17 protein-coding genes are annotated in these 17,298 nt (G+C 62.6%); 11 read left to right on the top strand and 6 right to left on the bottom strand.

All coding sequences use genetic code 11. The annotated features are described in order from the left end of the window. Positions 1 to 91: 91 nt before the first annotated feature. Complete coding sequence (locus J4D28_RS11140; protein ID WP_169914959.1) at positions 92 to 952, bottom strand: MurR/RpiR family transcriptional regulator; 861 nt, start codon at positions 950 to 952, stop codon at positions 92 to 94. 209 nt (positions 953 to 1,161) lie between these two features. Between J4D28_RS11140 and zwf the strand changes: the two genes are divergently transcribed. The 3 genes from zwf to J4D28_RS11125 are packed head-to-tail and all read left to right on the top strand — an operon-like array spanning position 1,162 to position 4,014. Further along, positions 1,162 to 2,631: a glucose-6-phosphate dehydrogenase gene (gene zwf / locus J4D28_RS11135; protein ID WP_023966786.1), complete on the top strand. Its 1,470-nt coding sequence runs from the start codon at positions 1,162 to 1,164 to the stop codon at positions 2,629 to 2,631. Continuing rightward, positions 2,618 to 3,331, top strand: a complete 714-nt coding sequence (gene pgl / locus J4D28_RS11130; RefSeq protein WP_028683208.1) for a 6-phosphogluconolactonase — start codon at positions 2,618 to 2,620, stop codon at positions 3,329 to 3,331. Before zwf ends, pgl begins: the two co-directional genes overlap by 14 nt. Before the next feature lie 17 nt (positions 3,332 to 3,348). Beyond that, on the top strand, positions 3,349 to 4,014 hold the full coding sequence (locus tag J4D28_RS11125; RefSeq protein ID WP_023966782.1) for a bifunctional 4-hydroxy-2-oxoglutarate aldolase/2-dehydro-3-deoxy-phosphogluconate aldolase: 666 nt from the start codon (positions 3,349 to 3,351) through the stop codon (positions 4,012 to 4,014). Positions 4,015 to 4,301: 287 nt separating this feature from the next. Here the strand turns inward: J4D28_RS11125 and J4D28_RS11120 are convergent, their stop codons facing one another. Together J4D28_RS11120 and J4D28_RS11115 are read right to left on the bottom strand one after the other, a co-directional pair. Further along, a complete protein-coding gene (locus tag J4D28_RS11120) occupies positions 4,302 to 5,489 on the bottom strand; it encodes an aminotransferase class V-fold PLP-dependent enzyme (protein ID WP_038634419.1) in 1,188 nt (395 codons plus the stop codon). A 10-nt stretch (positions 5,490 to 5,499) separates the two neighbouring features. Further along, on the bottom strand, positions 5,500 to 5,736 hold the full coding sequence (locus J4D28_RS11115; RefSeq protein WP_007925076.1) for a DUF3820 family protein: 237 nt from the start codon (positions 5,734 to 5,736) through the stop codon (positions 5,500 to 5,502). Positions 5,737 to 5,941: 205 nt separating this feature from the next. Here J4D28_RS11115 and J4D28_RS11110 point away from each other — a divergent pair, with 205 nt between their 5' ends. The 4 genes from J4D28_RS11110 (at position 5,942) to J4D28_RS11095 (ending at position 9,621) form a co-directional block, all read left to right on the top strand. Next, positions 5,942 to 6,409, top strand: coding sequence for a PA2169 family four-helix-bundle protein (locus tag J4D28_RS11110; protein ID WP_016703860.1), 468 nt, complete (start codon positions 5,942 to 5,944; stop codon positions 6,407 to 6,409). 156 nt (positions 6,410 to 6,565) lie between these two features. Next, the gene (locus J4D28_RS11105; RefSeq protein WP_009050396.1) at positions 6,566 to 8,554 is read left to right on the top strand and encodes an FUSC family protein; all 1,989 of its coding nucleotides are present in this window, start codon (positions 6,566 to 6,568) and stop codon (positions 8,552 to 8,554) included. After that, positions 8,541 to 8,747 (top strand): DUF1656 domain-containing protein, encoded by a 207-nt coding sequence (locus tag J4D28_RS11100; protein ID WP_023966774.1) that lies wholly within the window; start codon positions 8,541 to 8,543, stop codon positions 8,745 to 8,747. The genes J4D28_RS11105 and J4D28_RS11100 overlap by 14 nt, the downstream gene beginning before the upstream one ends. Positions 8,748 to 8,757: 10 nt before the next feature. Continuing rightward, on the top strand, positions 8,758 to 9,621 hold the full coding sequence (locus tag J4D28_RS11095; protein ID WP_016703861.1) for an HlyD family secretion protein: 864 nt from the start codon (positions 8,758 to 8,760) through the stop codon (positions 9,619 to 9,621). 167 nt (positions 9,622 to 9,788) lie between these two features. On the opposite strand, the gene J4D28_RS11090 is transcribed toward J4D28_RS11095, so the two are convergent. Together J4D28_RS11090 and J4D28_RS11085 are read right to left on the bottom strand one after the other, a co-directional pair. Next, positions 9,789 to 10,259, bottom strand: a complete 471-nt coding sequence (locus J4D28_RS11090; RefSeq protein WP_009050394.1) for a MaoC family dehydratase — start codon at positions 10,257 to 10,259, stop codon at positions 9,789 to 9,791. 52 nt (positions 10,260 to 10,311) lie between these two features. Beyond that, positions 10,312 to 11,256 (bottom strand): alpha/beta hydrolase, encoded by a 945-nt coding sequence (locus tag J4D28_RS11085; RefSeq protein ID WP_009050393.1) that lies wholly within the window; start codon positions 11,254 to 11,256, stop codon positions 10,312 to 10,314. A 211-nt stretch (positions 11,257 to 11,467) separates the two neighbouring features. Between J4D28_RS11085 and fadD2 the strand changes: the two genes are divergently transcribed. Together fadD2 and fadD1 are read left to right on the top strand one after the other, a co-directional pair. Continuing rightward, positions 11,468 to 13,156 (top strand): long-chain-fatty-acid--CoA ligase FadD2, encoded by a 1,689-nt coding sequence (gene fadD2 / locus J4D28_RS11080; RefSeq protein WP_016703863.1) that lies wholly within the window; start codon positions 11,468 to 11,470, stop codon positions 13,154 to 13,156. 390 nt (positions 13,157 to 13,546) lie between these two features. Beyond that, the gene (gene fadD1, locus J4D28_RS11075) at positions 13,547 to 15,235 is read left to right on the top strand and encodes a long-chain-fatty-acid--CoA ligase FadD1 (protein WP_009050391.1); all 1,689 of its coding nucleotides are present in this window, start codon (positions 13,547 to 13,549) and stop codon (positions 15,233 to 15,235) included. A gap of 161 nt (positions 15,236 to 15,396) precedes the next feature. Here the strand turns inward: fadD1 and J4D28_RS11070 are convergent, their stop codons facing one another. Then, positions 15,397 to 15,774 carry a hypothetical protein gene (locus J4D28_RS11070; protein ID WP_009050390.1) on the bottom strand — a complete coding sequence of 126 codons (378 nt, stop codon included), beginning with the start codon at positions 15,772 to 15,774 and terminating at the stop codon, positions 15,397 to 15,399. Positions 15,775 to 15,985: 211 nt separating this feature from the next. Here J4D28_RS11070 and J4D28_RS11065 point away from each other — a divergent pair, with 211 nt between their 5' ends. Together J4D28_RS11065 and J4D28_RS11060 are read left to right on the top strand one after the other, a co-directional pair. Beyond that, a complete protein-coding gene (locus tag J4D28_RS11065; protein WP_009050389.1) occupies positions 15,986 to 16,177 on the top strand; it encodes a CsbD family protein in 192 nt (63 codons plus the stop codon). Positions 16,178 to 16,349: 172 nt separating this feature from the next. Next, complete coding sequence (locus J4D28_RS11060; RefSeq protein ID WP_103330942.1) at positions 16,350 to 17,297, top strand: YihY/virulence factor BrkB family protein; 948 nt, start codon at positions 16,350 to 16,352, stop codon at positions 17,295 to 17,297. Position 17,298 lies beyond the last annotated feature (1 nt).

Here is a 17,298-nt window from a genome sequence, read left to right as displayed (position 1 = left end):
CCTACAAGTCAATGTGTTCTGTAGGAGCGGCCGGTCGACGCTCGATTGCCCGTGATAAGGCCGAAGGGGCTGGCGCCGGGTTTCGCGAAACTCAGTTGTACTCGTCGCCCACCGGATAGCGGCTGGCGTTGAGGCTTTCCTTGATCTTGCGCAGGTGCGGCTGGAAGTCCACGCCGCGGCGCAGGGTCATGCCGGTGGCGAGGACGTCGAGCACGGTGAGCTGGATGATTCGCGAGGTCATCGGCATGTAGATGTCGGTGTCTTCCGGCAGCGGGATGTTCAGGCTCAGGGTGCTGGCCTTGGCCAGCGGCGAGCCGGCGGCGGTCAGGCCGAGTACCGAGGCGCCGTTTTCCCGGGCGATGCGCGCCACTTCCACCAGCTCGCGGGTGCGCCCGGTGTAGGAGATGATCACGAACAGCTCGCCGGTGTGGGCCACCGAGGCGATCATCCGCTGCATCAGTACATCGGCGTGGGCGGTCACCGCCAGGTTGAAGCGGAAGAACTTGTGCTGGGCATCGAGGGCCACCGGGGCCGAGGCGCCGAGACCGAAGAAGTGGATCTGCCGGGCCTGGATCAACAGGTCGACGGCACGGCTGATCAGGTTCGGGTCCAGGGCCTGGCAGGCGCTGTCCAGCGAGGCGATGGCGCTGCCGAAGATTTTCTGGGTGTAGGCTTCGGGGTTGTCGTCGGCTTCCACTGCGCGGCTGACGTAGGCCGCGCCGCTGGCCAGGCTCTGGGCCAGTTGCAGCTTGAGTTCGGGGTAGCCGCTGACACCGAACGAGCGGCAGAAACGGTTGACCGTCGGCTCGCTGACCGAAGCGGCCTGGGCGAGGGCGGCAATACTGAAGCGGGTCGCCTGCTGTGGGTTGAGCAGGATGACTTCGGCGACTTTACGTTCCGCCTTGTTCAATTCTTCAAGGCGATTCTGGATCTGTTCCAGAAGATTTCGCACGCGGTCCATTAGGGTTTTCCTGGTTCGGCAATGCAAAGGAAGCCGGTCTTAACCGGTCTTTGGCGGTGGCCTATCCTACTGATGGCTCCGACGGACCACCACTTCGAATCTGTATTTTGCTAAAATGTTGTGGTTATTACTACATTTTCCCTTGAGTGATGCCTTGAAAAAAGGTATTTGTAGCTTAACTTGATAAAAGAACAAACATCATGCCTTCGATAACGGTTGAACCGTGCACCTTCGCCTTGTTCGGCGCGCTGGGCGATCTGGCGCTTCGCAAATTGTTTCCTGCCCTCTACCAGCTCGATGGCGCCGGCCTGCTGCATGACGACACGCGCATTCTGGCCCTGGCCCGCGAGCCGGGCAGCGACCAGCAGCACCTGTCTTTCATTGAAGCGCAATTGCGCAAGTATGTAGGTGCCAAGGAGATAGACCCTGCGGTGCTGGAGCGCTTCCTGGCGCGCCTGACCTACCTGCACGTGGACTTCCTCAAGGCCGAGGATTACCTGGCCCTGGCCGAGCTGGCCGGGCGCGAGCAGCGCCTGATCGCCTATTTCGCCACGCCGGCGGCGGTGTACGGGGCGATCTGCGAGAACCTGTCGAAGGCCGGGCTGGCCGAAAACACCCGCGTGGTGCTGGAAAAGCCCATCGGCTCGGACCTGGAATCGTCGCGCAAGGTCAACGACGCGGTGGCGCAGTTCTTCCCGGAGAACCGCATCTATCGCATCGACCACTACCTGGGCAAGGAGACGGTGCAGAACCTGATCGCCCTGCGTTTCGCCAACAGCCTGTTCGAGACCCAGTGGAACCAGAACTACATCTCCCACGTGGAAATCACCGTGGCCGAGAAGGTCGGGATCGAAGGCCGCTGGGGCTACTTCGACAAGGCCGGCCAGCTGCGGGACATGATCCAGAACCACCTGCTGCAACTGCTCTGCCTGATTGCCATGGACCCGCCCGCCGACCTCTCGGCCGACAGCATCCGTGACGAGAAGGTCAAGGTGCTCAAGGCCCTGGCGCCGATCAGCCCGGAAGGCCTGACCACCCAGGTGGTGCGTGGCCAGTACATCGCCGGGCACAGCGAAGGCAAGGCCGTGCCGGGGTACCTGGAGGAAGAGAATTCCAACACCCAGAGCGACACCGAGACCTTCGTCGCCCTGCGGGCCGACATCCGCAACTGGCGCTGGGCCGGGGTGCCGTTCTACCTGCGTACCGGCAAGCGCATGCCGCAGAAGCTGTCGCAGATCGTCATCCACTTCAAGGAGCCGTCGCACTACATCTTCGCCCCCGAGCAGCGCCTGCAGATCAGCAACAAGCTGATCATCCGCCTGCAGCCGGACGAAGGTATCTCCCTGCGGGTGATGACCAAGGAACAAGGCCTGGACAAGGGCATGCAACTGCGCAGCGGCCCGTTGCAGCTGAATTTTTCCGACACCTATCGCAGCGCGCGGATCCCCGATGCCTACGAGCGCTTGTTGCTGGAAGTGATGCGTGGCAATCAGAACCTGTTTGTCCGCAAAGATGAAATCGAAGCCGCGTGGAAGTGGTGTGACCAGCTGATCGCCGGGTGGAAGAAATCCGGCGATGCGCCCAAGCCGTATGCGGCCGGGTCGTGGGGGCCGATGAGCTCCATCGCACTGATCACGCGGGACGGGAGGTCATGGTATGGCGATATCTAAATTGAAACTGCCCGCGGGCGTACACGCCCACGAGTTCCATAGCCCGGCGCTGTTGGCCGAAGGCCTGGCGCTGAAGGTGGCCGGGCAACTGAGCCAGGCGATCCAGGTTCGCGGCGAAGCCACCCTGGTGGTGTCCGGCGGGCGCAGCCCGGTGGCGTTTTTCCAGCACCTGGCCAAGCAGCACCTGGACTGGTCCAAGGTCCTGGTTACCCTGGCGGACGAGCGCTGGGTACCGGTGGAGCATGCCGACAGCAACGCCGGCCTGCTCAAGCGCTACCTGCTGCAAGGGGCGGCGGCCAAGGCGAAGTTCCTCAGCCTGTACAACGCCGCGGCGAACCTTGAGCAGGCCGCGGAGCAAGCCGATCGTCTGCTGGCCGAGTTGTCGGCCATCGACGTGCTGATCCTGGGCATGGGCGACGACGGTCATACCGCCTCGCTGTTCCCCAACAGCCCGAACCTGGCCGAAGCCCTGCAGGCCGACGGTCAGCGGCGCTGCTGGCCGATGCTGGCGCCGAGCGTGCCGCATCAGCGCCTGAGCATGAGCCGCGCCTTGCTGGCTTCGGCCACCTACAGCGTGCTGTCGATTTCCGGTCAATCCAAATTGACCACCCTGAGTGCCGCACTGGCCGGTGACGATGTCGCCGCGATGCCGATTCGTGCCTTCCTGCAACCTCCGTTAGAGATTTACTGGTGCCCATGAGCCAAGGATCAGCCGCTATGACAAACCCACAACCGACCGTTTCCATGGCGGACAAAGTTGCCCTGATCGACAGCCTCTGCGCCAAGGCGCGGATTCTGCCGGTGATCACCATCGCCCGCGAACAGGACGTGCTGCCCCTGGCCGACGCCCTGGCCGCCGGTGGCCTGACCGCGCTGGAAGTGACCCTGCGTTCGCAGTTCGGCCTCAAGGCGATCCAGATCCTGCGCGAGCAGCGTCCGGAGTTGGTGACCGGCGCCGGCACCGTGCTCGATCGGCAGATGCTGGCCGCCGCCGAAGCCGCCGGTTCGCAGTTCATCGTCACCCCGGGCATTACCCGTGACCTGCTGGAAGCCAGCGTCGCCAGCCCGATCCCGCTGTTGCCGGGGATCAGCAATGCCTCCGGGATCATGGAGGGTTACAGCCTGGGCTATCGCCGCTTCAAGCTGTTCCCGGCGGAAGTCAGTGGCGGCGTGGCCGCGATCAAGGCCCTGGGCGGCCCGTTCGGCGAGGTGAAGTTCTGCCCGACCGGCGGTGTCGGCCCGGCCAATATCAAGAGCTACATGGCGTTGAAGAACGTGATGTGCGTTGGTGGTAGCTGGATGCTCGATCCCGAGTGGATCAAGAACGGCGACTGGGCGCGGATCCAGGAGTGCACGGCCGAGGCCCTGGCGCTGCTGGACTGACAGGTTTCCTGCTTTTTTCAAAGATTCGTTGGTGTGTTCTACGGCTTTACGGTGCGCTTGGTCGGTGCACCGTTTTTTTTTGCCTGGAGAAAAGTTGCCTGGCTATTGCCGGGTCTTCTGTAGGAGCGCAGCTTGCGCGCGATGACGCCGGGGCGGACAACGCGATCTGAATGGTCGCCACTGTCTGTAGCCGCTGCCGCAGGCTGCGATCGGCCGAAAGGCCGTAGCGTTCTCAGGATCGCAGAAGGTCCTTCGGACCTGTCGCAGCCTGCGGCAGCGGCTACAGGCTACTGGGCCGCCAGTTCAGTCAATGCCTCGACCAGCAACTGGATATCCGAGGCTGGCGTGGTAAAGCCCGGAGTCACGCGGATACAGGGCCCGCAACGCGAACCGCTGCGCGCCACGGTGAACAGGTTGTATTCCTGAAGCAGCCGTTCGGCCATCGCCTGCTGGTCCGGCTGGCGGGTGAAGCGAAACGAGGTGATGCCGCAATACAGCCGTGGATCGTCCGGGGTCATGACTTCAATCCCGGGCAACTCGCGCACCTGGCTCACCCACAGGTCGCGCAGGTAATTCAGGCGCGCGCCCTTGAGGGCCGAGCCGCCCATGCTGCGGTGTTCCTCGAACACCCGGGGCAAGGTCAGCCAGGCCGGAATGTTCGGCGTGCCATAAGGCGCCCGTGAGCGGATATCGTCCAGGGCATAACGTTGCTCGCCCATGTCCGGATCGATATCGGCCAGGCGTTGCGGGTCGATGTAGACAAACCCCAGGCTCAGCGGTGCGCCAATCCATTTCTGCAGGTTGTAGCCGGCGAACGCCACGCCGAGTTCGCTGAGCTGGAAATCGACCTGGGCCAGGGCGTGGGCGCCGTCGAGGATGACGTCGATTCCCCGTTCGCGGGCCTCCAGGGCAATGGCCTGGACTGGCAGCACCAGCCCGGTGCGGTGGGTTACGTGGGTCAGGGCCATCAGCTTCAGCCTTGGGTAGCGCTCGAAGGCCTCGCGGTAGCTGGCCAGCAGGCTGTCGAAACTCGCCGGGTGGGCGTGCTCGATCTCGATGACCTCGACCCCGCGATGGCGCGCCAGCCAGCGCATGGCGCCCTTGACGCTGTCGTATTCCAGGTCGCTGAACAGCACCTGGTCGCCCGGCTGCAGACGGTTGTAGTTGCGGATCAGCGACTGCAATGCCTCTGAAGCACTGCGGGTGAGGGCGATGGCCAGGCGGTCGACGCCGAGCAGTTCGGCCAATTGCTGTCGAATCTGCAAATTGCCGATCTGTTCGAAATGCTGGCGCACATGCACCGAGTTGCTGCGGTTCACGAAGTCGATCTGGCGCTGGTATTCCTCGACCACGGCGCGGCTCATGCGTCCGAAATAGCCGTTTTCCAGGTTGATCGGCCCGGGTTCGACGTCATAGCGCTGGGCGATGGCTAGCCAATAGTCTTCGTCGCGGGCGAGTTGGGCATTGCTGGGCATGGCGGGCTTCTTAATGACGGGGTTTGGGTTTGCCGTGTTTGGCGCGCAGCGGGTCCAGTAGATCGGAAAGGCCGTTGTGATCGATTTCCTGCATCAATGCCAACAGGCCGCCCAGTTCGCCGTGGGGGAAACCTTCGCGGGCGAACCAGTTCAGGTAGGGGCCGGGCAGGTCGGCGAGGATGCGGCCCTTGTACTTGCCGTAGGGCATTTCGCGGGTGACCAGAAGTTCAAGTTTTTCGGGATTCATGGCGGCTGTCTGTAGAGGTGACGAACACCTTGGAAAATACAGGCATTCTGCATGCAGGCCAAATGACAGATCATGCAAATAACGCGGATACAGAAAGCGGTAAAAAACTTAACTTTTTGAAAAGTAATGGAAAAATTTTCATTCCAGGGCTGGCACGCAGGGTGCAACACCTATCACAACTCCCTCAACCTGGAAGGAATGGAAAATGACTGGCATCAACAAAGAAGCGATTTCGATCCTCAACGACCTGATCGAAACCAGTAAGGACGGTCAGGAGGGGTTCAAGACCTGCGCAGAAGACATCAAGCATCCTGAGTTGAAAGCGCTGTTCGTCAAGCGCTCCGCCGATTGCGCCACCGCCGCGGCCGAATTGCAGGCCAGCGTACGTTCGTTGGGCGGCGATCCGGAAACCTCCACCAGCATCAGTGGCGACCTGCACCGCCGTTGGGTCGACCTCAAGTCCCTGGTGACCGGCAAGGATGAAGAAGCGGTGCTCAACGAGGCCGAGCGCGGTGAAGACCATGCGCTGAAAGCCTACAAAAACGCGCTGGAGAAAATCAGCAAACACAACCTGGTCGGCATCCGCGACCTGGTGGAGCGTCAGTACCATGGCGTACAGCGCAACCACGATCAGGTCAAAGCCCTGCGCAACCAGGCCCGTGCCCGTTCATAACGGGTCAAACCTGTCAAAAACGCCAGCCTGTCTGGCGTTTTTTTATGCCTGAAAATTAATACTGGACGACTGATAGTTAGCTAGCTAATAATTTGCGGGTGTCATTTCTCGCTTCAGTACATCTATCGTTGTTTTGTCCTTCCCAGGGTTCTTTCCGTGCGTATCACTTTGCAGGCGCTGTTCGCCCCCAATCTCCCGGCCGTGCAGTTCGCGATCAAGACCGTGCTCGGCGCCGGCCTGGCGCTGTGGCTGGCCATGCGCTGGGGGCTGCAGCAGCCGTCCTGGGCGCTGATGACGGCGATCATCGTTGCCCAGCCGCTGTCCGGGATGGTCCTGCAAAAGGGCATGGCACGGCTGGTGGGGACGTTGGTGGGCACCTGCATGTCGGTGCTGTTCATGGGGCTGTTCGCCCAGACGCCCTGGCTGTTCCTGCTGGCCCTGGCGCTGTGGCTGGGGCTGTGCACCGCCAGTTCGACCCTGCTGCGCAGCGCCTGGTCCTATTCGTTCGTGCTAGCCGGCTACACCGTGGCGATCATTGCCTTGCCAGCGATCTCCCACCCGTTGTCGATATTCGACCAGGCCGTGGCGCGTTGTACGGAAATTTCCCTGGGCATTATCTGCGCCACCGCCAGCAGTGCCTTGCTCTGGCCGATGCGGGTCGAGCGGCAGTTGACCGCCCAGGCGCGCAGCGCCTGGCAAAGCGGCATGCAGGCGGCGCGGGCGACCCTGGCCGGTGATGCCCTGGCGCGCAAGGGGCTGCTGGAAATCCTCGGGCGCATTGTCGCCGTGGACTCGCAGCGCGAACATGCCTGGTTCGAAGGCCCGCTGGGCCGGCAACGGGCGCGGGCGATCAGCGCCTTGAGCCAGAAGCTGCTGATGCTGCTGCGGATCTCCCGTTCGGTGCGCCGGCAATGGAAACAATTGGACCAGGCCGAGGCGGACCAGCTGGCACCCTGGATGGAACAGGTGCAGCAGGCCCTGGCGGCCATGGACAAGCCGACCTTGCAGGCGTTGCGGCCGCAGTTGCTGGACGCTTCCCACGACGCGGCCATCAGCTCGGCGCAAAGCTATTGCCTGGCCCGCTTCACCCTGTTGCTGGATACCGCCCTGGCCGCCGGCGCGGCGCTGCAGGCGGTGGAGGAGGGCACGGCGCCGGTCGAGCAGCCGGCGACCCTGAGCCCCCATCGCGATCTGTCGCTGGCGCTGTTGTTTGGCGCGCGCAGTGCCCTGGCCTTCCTCACTGTGGCCTGCTTCTGGCTGGCCACCGCCTGGCCGGCGGCCTCGGGGGCGATGCTGCTGACCTGTGTGGTGTGCGGCCTGTTCGCCAGTCGGGAAAACGGTGCGCAGATCGGCATGAGTTTCATGCGCGGCATCTTCCTGGCGATCCCGGTGGCCTTCGTGGTCGGGCAGATCCTGCTGCCGCAGTGGAGCAGTTTTGCCTTGCTGGCGATGGCCATGGGCGTGCCGCTGTTTTTCGGCGCGCTGGGCATGGCCAAACCCCAGATCGGCGCCACGGCCACCTCGTTCTGCCTGCACTTCGTGGTGCTGATTTCGCCGCAGAACCAGATGACGTTCGACGTCGCGAACTTCTTCAACAGCGCCCAGGCGATGGTGCTCGGCGTGGGCGCCGCGGTGCTGGCGTTTCACTTGTTGATCCTGCGCAACCCGGCCTGGCACGGGCGGCGCCTGCTGGCGGCGACCCTGCAGGATCTGGTGCGCCTGACCCGGCGCAACCTGCGCGGCGCGGAAAGCTGGTTCGGTGGGCGCATGGCCGATCGCCTGCTGCAACTGGCGCGGCACTACCCGGAATTGCCGGAGCAGGCGCGCAGCCGCTGGGACGATGGCCTGCTGGGCCTGGATATCGGCGACGAACTGATGCACCTGCGGTTGAGCCTGGCGGTGGCCCAGGTCCCCGCGGATGCCTCGCAGCGACGTTATTTCGAGTATCTGGAGCAGGTGCTGGAGCGCGGGCCGGGGGCCGGTCGTGGCGACGCGCTGGCCGACGCCAGCACCGCCTTGCTCGAGGCCCTGGACAGCCAACCGCCCAGCGACGCGTTGAAGCTGGCCCAGGGCGCGGTGGTGCAGTTGCAGAAGAGCTGGCGCACCTGGTGCCGGCAGCAGGAGGAAAACCATGGGGCTGCGTGAGTGGTCGCTGGGCGGAGTATTGCTCAGCCCGTTTCTGATTTATGTGGTGCTGGCGCTGGTGTTGACCGGGGCGTTGCGCATGCTGTTGCGCGCAACGCCGCTGGGACGCTGGATCTGGCACGAAGCACTGTTCGATGTGGCCTTGTACGTCTGTGTCCTGACGTTGGTCACTGTCGTACTCGGACCTTTATAAGGAGTTGTTCATGCGTGCTTCCGTACGTATCGCTTTTACCCTGTGCCTGGTGGCGGCGGCGCTGTTTGCCGGCTTTCACCTGTGGCAGTACTACATGCTCACGCCCTGGACCCGGGATGCGCGGATTCGCGCCGACGTGGTGATAGTCGCCCCCGACGTCTCGGGCTGGGTGCGTGAGCTCAAGGCCCATGACAACCAGGCGGTGAAGGCCGGCGACCTGTTGCTGAGCATCGACCGCGATCGCTTCGAGGCGGCGCTGGAAAAGGCCCAGGCGGTGGTGCAGACCCGCCAGCAGCAACTCAACCTGAAAGAGCGCGAAGCCAGCCGCCGGGCCAGCCTCGGCCCGCAGGCGATCAGCGCCGAACTGCGGGAAAACGCGCAGATCAATGCCGGGGTGGCCCGTGGCGAGCTGCGCCAGGCCCAGGCCGACGCCAAGGTCGCCGAACTCAACCTGGCGCGCAGCCAGGTCCGCGCGCCGCGCAGCGGGCACATCACCAACCTGCGCCTGGCCGAAGGCAACTATGTGAATGCCGGGCAATCGGTGATGGCGCTGATCGACGATTCGACCTTCTACGTGCAGGCCTATTTCGAGGAAACCAAACTGCCGCGGATCAAGGTCGGCGACCCGGTCAAGGTGTGGCTGATGAGCGCTGGGGAAGCCTTGCAGGGGCATGTGGAAAGCATCAGCCGCGGCATCACCGACCGCAATGCCACGCCGGACGGGCAATTGCTGGCCGAGGTGGAGCCGACGTTCAACTGGGTGCGCCTGGCGCAGCGGATTCCGGTGCGCATCAGGCTCGACAAGGTGCCCGAAGGCGTCAACCTGAGCGCCGGGATGACGGCGAGCGTGCAGGTGGAGGAGGGGAGTCGCTAATCCCGCCTGTAGCCGCTGCCGAGCCTGCGAGGCTGCGATCGGTTTGGGCGGCACTCCGACGTAGCAATCGCAAGCCTCGAGTCCCGGATCTGCCCGGGAAACGCAGTGGCTGATTTTGCGATTGCTACGCAATCGATCGCAGGCTGCGCCAGCGGCTACAGGGCGGCTTAGCCGATATTGATGGCCGGCAAGGTCGGCAGGGTAACGGTCTGTTGTTTGCGCGGGGCGAGGATTTCGGCTTCGCCGTCCACCACCAGCTCATCGCGCTGGTTGAACACACGGGTGGCGATACGCACACGGAACTTCGGCAGTTTTTCGAGGATCTCCAGGCGCACGGTCAGGGTGTCGCCGATCTTCACCGGCTTCTGGAAGCTCATCTTCTGGCCGATATAGATGGTGCCCGGCCCAGGCAGCTCGCAGGCCACCGCGGCGCTGATCAGCGCACCGCTGAACATGCCGTGGGCGATACGCTCCTTGAACATGCTGGCGGCAGCGAATTCGGCGTCCAGGTGCACCGGGTTGTGGTCGCCGGACATGGCGGCGAACAGCTGGATGTCACGCTCTTCCACGTGCTTGCTGTAGCTGGCGGTCTGGCCGACTTCGAGGGCTTCGTACGGGGTGTTGGTAACTTGGGTCATCTCTCTCAAGTCCTGTGCTGAGCGTTGATTGGCGTATTGATTGGAAACAGGGTCATTCAGTCTTCGGCGGTCGGCGATGCTGCAGGGCCTGGTCGAGCCAGGCCAGTACATCGGCCGTCACTTCGTCGCGGTTGCTTTCATTGAATAGTTCGTGCCGCGCCTGCGGGTAGATATTGAGCTGCAGGCACTGGCTGCCGGCCTCGCGCAAAGCACCGGCCAGATCCTTCAGACGTATGCCATTGCTCACCGGATCACATTCTCCGCCCAGTATCAGCAATGGCAGGCCCGGATCGATCTGGGCCAGGTTGGAGGCCTTGCTGATTTGCTGCAGGCCGCCCAGCAGGTCGATCCACAGCTGATTGCTGCAGCGAAAGCCGCAGAGCGGGTCGTGGGCGTATTTGTCGACTTCGTCGGGGTCGCGACTGAGCCAGTCGAAGGCCGTGCGGTTGGGCTTGAAGGCTTTGTTGAACGAGCCGAAGGACAGCCATTCGATCAACGCGCTGCGGCCCAGGGCGCCCTGGCGCCAGCGTTCGAAGCGGGCGATCTGGCGGGCGGCGCGGTACAGCGCCACCGGCTGGAAATTCGAGCCGCTGAGGATGGCCCCGTACAGGCTGGCGCTGTGGTGCAGCAGGTAGGCCTGGGCGATGTAGCTGCCCATGCTGTGGCCCAGCAGCACGATCGGGGTTCCCGGGTGCTGCTGGCCGATGTGCTGGTTGAGGCTGGCCAGGTCGCCGACCACCTTGCACCAGCCGTCATCGTCGGCGAAGTGCCCGAGTACCCCGTGCTCGGCGGTCTTGCCATGGCCGCGCAGGTCCAGCGCATAGACGCCGTAGCCTTCATTGCACAGCGCCTCAGCCAGCCTGGCGTAGCGCCCGCTGTGTTCGGCCATGCCGTGGGCCAGCAGGATCACGGCCTTGAGCGGGGCCGCCGGGAGCCACTGGTTCACGTAGAGCTGGCTGTGGTCGCTCGCGGTCAGCCAGAAAGAGTGGTGGATCATGGCGATTCCTTTGCACGGGGTCGTTGCATTGTATAGCTCATCGTCGCGGCCCCGTCCGATCTGCGCGCGCCATGGCGGCAAGATTCACGTTGTCAATGACGCCGCCGCCCGTATTTGCCCTATTCGCCATAGCTGCTAACGTCCGCAGAGCCCCGCCTTTCGTAGCGTCAGAGAAGCGGCCCGGACAGCTCAGGTAAAGAGGACAAGAACAATGCAGCCTGATTTCTGGAATGACAAACGCCCGGCCGGAGTGCCCGTCGATATCGACCTGGGTGCCTATAAGTCGGTGATCGAGGTGTTCGAGCGTTCCTGCAAGAAATTCGCCGACCGCCCGGCCTTCAGCAACATGGGCGTGACCCTGACCTACGCCGAGCTGGAGCGCTACAGCGCGGCCTTTGCCGGTTATCTACAGAGCAGCACCGACCTGGTGCCGGGCGATCGCATCGCGGTGCAGATGCCCAACGTCCTGCATTACCCGATCGCCGTGTTCGGCGCCCTGCGCGCCGGGCTGATCGTGGTCAACACCAACCCGCTGTACACCACCCGGGAAATGCGCCACCAGTTCAAGGATTCCGGGGCGCGGGCCCTGGTGTACATGAACCTGTTCGGGCAGAAGGTCGAGCAAGTGCTGCCCGAGACCGACATCCAGTTCCTGATCGAGGCGAAGATGGGCGACCTGATGCCGTCCGCCAAGGGCTGGCTGGTCAATACCCTGGTCGACAAGGTCAAGAAGATGGTGCCGGCCTATCGCTTGCCCCAGGCCGTGTCCTTCAAGAGCGCGCTGCGCCTGGGCCGTGGCCAGCCGATCAAGCCTTTGAACGCCCGCCTGGACGACGTCGCCGTGCTGCAATACACCGGCGGCACCACGGGGCTGGCCAAGGGCGCGATGCTGACCCACGGCAACCTGGTGGCCAACATGCAGCAGGCCCGTGCCTGCCTCGGGCAACTGGGGCCGGACGGTCATCCGCTGCTGCGCGAGGGCCAGGAGGTGATGATCGCGCCGCTGCCGCTGTACCACATCTATGCCTTCACCGCGAACTGCATGTGCATGATGGTCACCGGCAACCACAACGTGCTGATCACCAACCCGCGGGACATTGGCGGTTTCATCAAGGAGCTGAAAAAGTGGCGCTTCTCGGCGCTGCTGGGGCTGAACACGCTGTTCATGGCGCTGATGGATCATCCCGAGTTCAAGACCCTCGACTTCTCCAATCTCAAGCTCACCAACTCCGGGGGCACGGCGCTGGTCAAGGCCACCGCCGAGCGCTGGGCACAGTTGACCGGCTGCCGCATCACCGAAGGCTACGGCCTGACCGAAACCTCGCCCGTGGCCTGCACCAACCCTTACGGCGACCAGTCGCGCCTGGGCACCGTGGGACTGCCGGTGCCGGGCACGACCCTCAAGGTCATTGATGACCAGGGCGTCGAGCAGCCGCTGGGTGAGCGCGGCGAGCTGTGCATCAAGGGGCCGCAGATCATGAAGGGCTACTGGCAGAAGCCGGAAGCCACCGAGGAGGTGCTGGATGCCGAGGGCTGGTTCAAGTCCGGCGATATCGCAGTGATCGATCCGGATGGCTTCGTGCGCATCGTCGATCGCAAGAAGGACATGATCATCGTCTCGGGTTTCAACGTGTACCCCAACGAAATCGAGGACGTGGTGATGGCCCATCCGAAAGTCGCCAACTGCGCGGTGATCGGTGTGCCGGACGAGCGTTCGGGGGAGGCGGTGAAGCTGTTCGTGGTGGCCCGCGAGTCGGGGGTCAGCCTCGAAGAGCTGAAGGCCTACTGCAAGGAAAACTTCACTGGCTACAAGGTGCCGAAGCACATCGTGTTGCGTGAGTCGTTGCCGATGACGCCGGTAGGCAAGATCCTGCGTCGGGAGCTGCGCGACATCGCCTGATGTTTCACCGGATGTAACAGTCCCGCGCCAGGGCGCGACCATCGCGAGCAAGCCTCGCTTTTACCGGAACCCAGGGTTTCTGTAGGAGCGAAGCTTGCTCGCGATGCTTTTTGGGGGGCGCAAAAGCCCGTTCCAGAGCCCTGCATGGTTGTATAGAATTTTTACTCTAAAAATGACTATTGAATATTCTTGAGTCACTAAAGTGACTGTTTAGGCCGATTTTGGCTCTAGGCGACCTTTGGCAAAGCTGCTACTCTCGGCGCGCTTTGTGACTTCTCGGCCTATGTAGACAGCCAGACTCACCAACAATAGACATCAATAAAAAACACACACAAATAATAATCGCATCAAGTGCGCTGACGAATTCGCGTTGCTGAGGAGTGGGCTTCCATGATCCAAGACTTTTGGAAGGATAAGTACCCAGCTGGGATTGCTGCCGATATCAATCCAGACGAGTATCCGAATATTCAGGCGGTGTTGAAGCAGTCCTGCCAACGTTTTGCCGACAAACCGGCCTTTAGCAACCTCGGCAAGACACTCACCTACGGTGAGCTGTACGAACTGTCCGGTGCTTTTGCCGCGTACCTGCAACAGCATACCGATTTGCAACCCGGCGATCGAATCGCCGTGCAACTGCCCAACGTCCTGCAGTACCCGGTCGCAGTATTCGGCGCCATCCGCGCCGGCCTGATCGTGGTCAACACCAACCCGCTGTACACCGCGCGGGAAATGGAACACCAGTTCAACGACTCCGGCGCCAAGGCCCTGGTGTGCCTGGCCAACATGGCGCACCTGGCCGAAGCCGTAGTGCCCAAGACCAGCGTCAAGCATGTGATCGTCACCGAAGTGGCGGACCTGCTGCCACCGCTCAAGCGCCTGCTGATCAACAGCGTCATCAAGTACGTGAAGAAGATGGTGCCGGCCTATCACCTGCCCAAGGCCGTCAAGTTCAACGACGTGCTGAGCCAGGGCCATGGCCAGCCGGTCAAGGACGCCAACCCGGCCAGCAGCGATGTCGCCGTGCTGCAATACACCGGCGGCACCACCGGCGTGGCCAAGGGCGCGATGCTGACCCACCGCAACCTGGTGGCGAACATGCTGCAGTGCCGGGCGCTGATGGCCTCCAACCTCAATGAGGGTTGCGAGATCCTGATCACCCCGCTGCCGCTGTACCACATCTATGCCTTCACCTTTCATTGCATGGCGATGATGCTGAGCGGCAACCACAACATCCTGATCAGCAACCCGCGCGACCTGCCGGCGATGGTCAAGGAACTGTCGAAGTGGAAGTTCAGCGGCTTCGTCGGCCTCAACACCCTGTTCGTCGCCCTGTGCAACAACGAAGCCTTCCGCAAGCTGGACTTCTCGGCGCTGAAAGTCACCCTGTCCGGCGGCATGGCTCTGCAACTGGCGGCGGCCGAGCGGTGGAAGGAGGTGACCGGTTGCCCGATCTGCGAAGGTTACGGCATGACCGAAACCAGCCCGGTGGCCACCGTCAACCCGGGCCAGAATATCCAGATCGGCACCATCGGCATCCCGGTGCCGTCGACCCTGTGCCGGATCGTCGACGATGCCGGCAACGAGCTGCCCCTGGGCGAAGTCGGCGAGCTGTGCGTCAAGGGCCCGCAGGTAATGAAGGGCTACTGGCAGCGCCAGGACGCCACCGATGAAGTGATGAGCGACGGCTGGCTGAAGACTGGCGATATCGCGCTGATCCAGCCGGATGGCTATATCCGCATTGTCGATCGCAAGAAAGACATGATCCTGGTCTCCGGCTTCAACGTGTATCCGAACGAACTGGAAGACGTGCTGACGGCCCTGCCGGGCGTGTTGCAGTGCGCGGCGATCGGCGTGCCGGACGAGAAGTCGGGCGAGTCGATCAAGATCTTCATCGTCGCCAAGCCGGGCGTGACCCTGACCAAGGAACAGGTGATGGAGCACATGCGCGCCAACGTCACCGGCTACAAGGTGCCCAAGGCCGTCGAGTTCCGCGATGCGCTGCCGACCACCAACGTCGGCAAGATCCTGCGTCGCGAACTGCGCGACGAAGAGCTGAAGAAGCTGGGCGTGAAGAAGTAAAACGCCAGGCAAACAAAAAGCCCCGCATTCGCGGGGCTTTTTGTTGGGCGCTTGTGTAGCCGCTGCCGAAGGCTGCGATCGACCTCGCAGAGGGCGTCGTTTTTGCCGGCGCGGGAGGTCCTGCGGACCTTGCGCAGCCCGCGGCAGCGGCTACAGGTGGATCACTGCTGGAACTGCGCGAAGTTCACGCCGGTGCCGGCGGGGCGTACGTCCTTGAGGAAGGAGTCCTTGTCGGCGCTCAGCTCCAGGCTCAGGGCCGCCTTGCGCTTGCCGGCGTTGCGGACCACCAGGCCTTCGAGCTTTTCCCGCAGGAACACCGTCGGCACCTTCAGGTGCAGCAACTGGTCGGTGTTCGGGGTGTACAGCAGCAGGTGGACCCATTCGTACTGCCCGATGGCCAGGCGGCTGACCGGCAGATCGAACCACCAGATATTCCGGCTGCGGCTCAGTTCCGCGAAGTGGCAGTTGTTGACGCCCAGCACCGCACCGCCCAGTTCCTGGTTCCGGCGGGCGATGGCCAGCTTTTTATCGAGTTTCATAACATTCCTACGGGATTGGATCTTCAGCGCAGCGCCTGAATACGTTGCGCATTCTCGTGGGTTGGTCGCCAAACATAAAGCGCAACCTGCGTGCGGCGGGCAAATAAGGCGATGAAATACCCCGCTGAAAATAATTGAAACTCCGCGCGACGGCCTCGGGTCAACCTCAGGGCAGGACCCCAAACCCTCGATTGTTCTACGGAGAAATACCATGGGCAGCACAGCGGACAAGGCAAAAGGCCTGGCCAACGAGGCCGTTGGCAATATCAAGCAAGGTGTCGGCAAAGCGACCGATAACGATCGGTTGGAAACCGAAGGCAAGATTCAGGAAAAGAAAGGTGAAGCGCAGCAAGCCCTCGGCAAGGCCAAGGATGCGCTGAAAAAGACCATCGACAAGGCCTGATCCACCGGCTCGCACTGCACCACGACGGCCATCCGCGGATGGCCGTTTTTACATCGGCCATGGCACCAAATGAGACGAAACGGTTCAAAATCGCCAAACTAGGCTAGTTTGTTGTACAAAACGGCCCCTGAGTCGCCACCGACCCTGAATGCTTGCGGCGAAAGGAGACGCTATGTTCTTGCCGAATTTGAAAGGCCTGCCCCTGCATCGTGTGCTGGTGCGCACGGTCACTGAGTTCATCGACGATGAAATGTCGACCTATGCCTCGGCACTGGCCTATCAGATGCTGTTTTCGTTGTTCCCCTTCATTCTGTTCCTGATCGCCTTGATCGGTTTCCTGCACCTGCCGGACTTCTTCTCCTGGTTGCGCCTGCAATCGGAACTGGTGTTGCCGCCCCAGGCGCTGGAGCAGGTCAACCCGGTGATCGACCAGTTGCAGCAGTCCAAGGGCGGCCTGCTGTCGGTGGGTATCGTGATTGCCCTGTATACCGCCTCGGCCGGCGTGCGGCTGATGATGAGCGCGATGAACGCCGCTTATGACGTGGTCGAGAAGCGCCCGTTGTGGAAACGTTTTCCGCTGTCGATTTTCTACACCATCGGCATCGCCGGCATGCTCCTGGCGGCCGCGGCCCTGATGGTGCTCGGGCCGCAGGTGATGGGCTGGATCGCCTCGCAGGTCGGCCTGGAAGATTTCATCGTCACCGTCTGGACCATCCTGCGCTGGCCGGTGATCGTGATCCTGATGATGGTCGCCGTGGCGCTGATCTACTACGTGATGCCCGACGTGAAGCAGGAGTTCCGCTTCATCACCCCAGGCTCGGTGCTGGCGGTGGTGGTGTGGATCATCGCCTCGTTGGGCTTCGCGTTCTACGTGAAGACCTTTGCCAACTACAACGCCATGTATGGCAGTATCGGGGCGATCATCGTCCTGCTGCTGTACTTCTATATTTCCTCGGCGGTGCTGTTGCTGGGGGCCGAGATGAATGCGGCGATCGAGCACATGTCGTCCGACGGCAAGAACCCTGGAGAAAGGGTTCCCGGCGAGCACGACGAACCCAAACAACACGTATCGGGACTGGGCCGGGACCACTCGCTCAAGCCGACCACTGACGAAGTCTGAT

It is taken from the genome of Pseudomonas sp. GW531-T4, assembly GCF_017349615.1.
Lineage (GTDB): Bacteria > Pseudomonadota > Gammaproteobacteria > Pseudomonadales > Pseudomonadaceae > Aquipseudomonas > Aquipseudomonas chlororaphis_I.
This window is presented reverse-complemented; position numbering and strand designations above follow the sequence as displayed.

What these genes read in the sequence shown, in the direction of transcription:
- zwf (WP_023966786.1), top strand. Translation starts at nt 1,162, where the DNA reads ATGCCTTCGATAACGGTTGAACCGTGCACCTTCGCCTTGTTCGGCGCG.
- pgl (WP_028683208.1), top strand. Translation starts at nt 2,618, where the DNA reads ATGGCGATATCTAAATTGAAACTGCCCGCGGGCGTACACGCCCACGAG.
- J4D28_RS11125 (WP_023966782.1), top strand. Translation starts at nt 3,349, where the DNA reads ATGACAAACCCACAACCGACCGTTTCCATGGCGGACAAAGTTGCCCTG.
- J4D28_RS11120 (WP_038634419.1), bottom strand. Translation starts at nt 5,489, where the DNA reads ATGCCCAGCAATGCCCAACTCGCCCGCGACGAAGACTATTGGCTAGCC.
- J4D28_RS11115 (WP_007925076.1), bottom strand. Translation starts at nt 5,736, where the DNA reads ATGAATCCCGAAAAACTTGAACTTCTGGTCACCCGCGAAATGCCCTAC.
- J4D28_RS11110 (WP_016703860.1), top strand. Translation starts at nt 5,942, where the DNA reads ATGACTGGCATCAACAAAGAAGCGATTTCGATCCTCAACGACCTGATC.
- J4D28_RS11100 (WP_023966774.1), top strand. Translation starts at nt 8,541, where the DNA reads ATGGGGCTGCGTGAGTGGTCGCTGGGCGGAGTATTGCTCAGCCCGTTT.
- J4D28_RS11095 (WP_016703861.1), top strand. Translation starts at nt 8,758, where the DNA reads ATGCGTGCTTCCGTACGTATCGCTTTTACCCTGTGCCTGGTGGCGGCG.
- J4D28_RS11090 (WP_009050394.1), bottom strand. Translation starts at nt 10,259, where the DNA reads ATGACCCAAGTTACCAACACCCCGTACGAAGCCCTCGAAGTCGGCCAG.
- J4D28_RS11085 (WP_009050393.1), bottom strand. Translation starts at nt 11,256, where the DNA reads ATGATCCACCACTCTTTCTGGCTGACCGCGAGCGACCACAGCCAGCTC.
- fadD2 (WP_016703863.1), top strand. Translation starts at nt 11,468, where the DNA reads ATGCAGCCTGATTTCTGGAATGACAAACGCCCGGCCGGAGTGCCCGTC.
- fadD1 (WP_009050391.1), top strand. Translation starts at nt 13,547, where the DNA reads ATGATCCAAGACTTTTGGAAGGATAAGTACCCAGCTGGGATTGCTGCC.
- J4D28_RS11070 (WP_009050390.1), bottom strand. Translation starts at nt 15,774, where the DNA reads ATGAAACTCGATAAAAAGCTGGCCATCGCCCGCCGGAACCAGGAACTG.
- J4D28_RS11065 (WP_009050389.1), top strand. Translation starts at nt 15,986, where the DNA reads ATGGGCAGCACAGCGGACAAGGCAAAAGGCCTGGCCAACGAGGCCGTT.
- J4D28_RS11060 (WP_103330942.1), top strand. Translation starts at nt 16,350, where the DNA reads ATGTTCTTGCCGAATTTGAAAGGCCTGCCCCTGCATCGTGTGCTGGTG.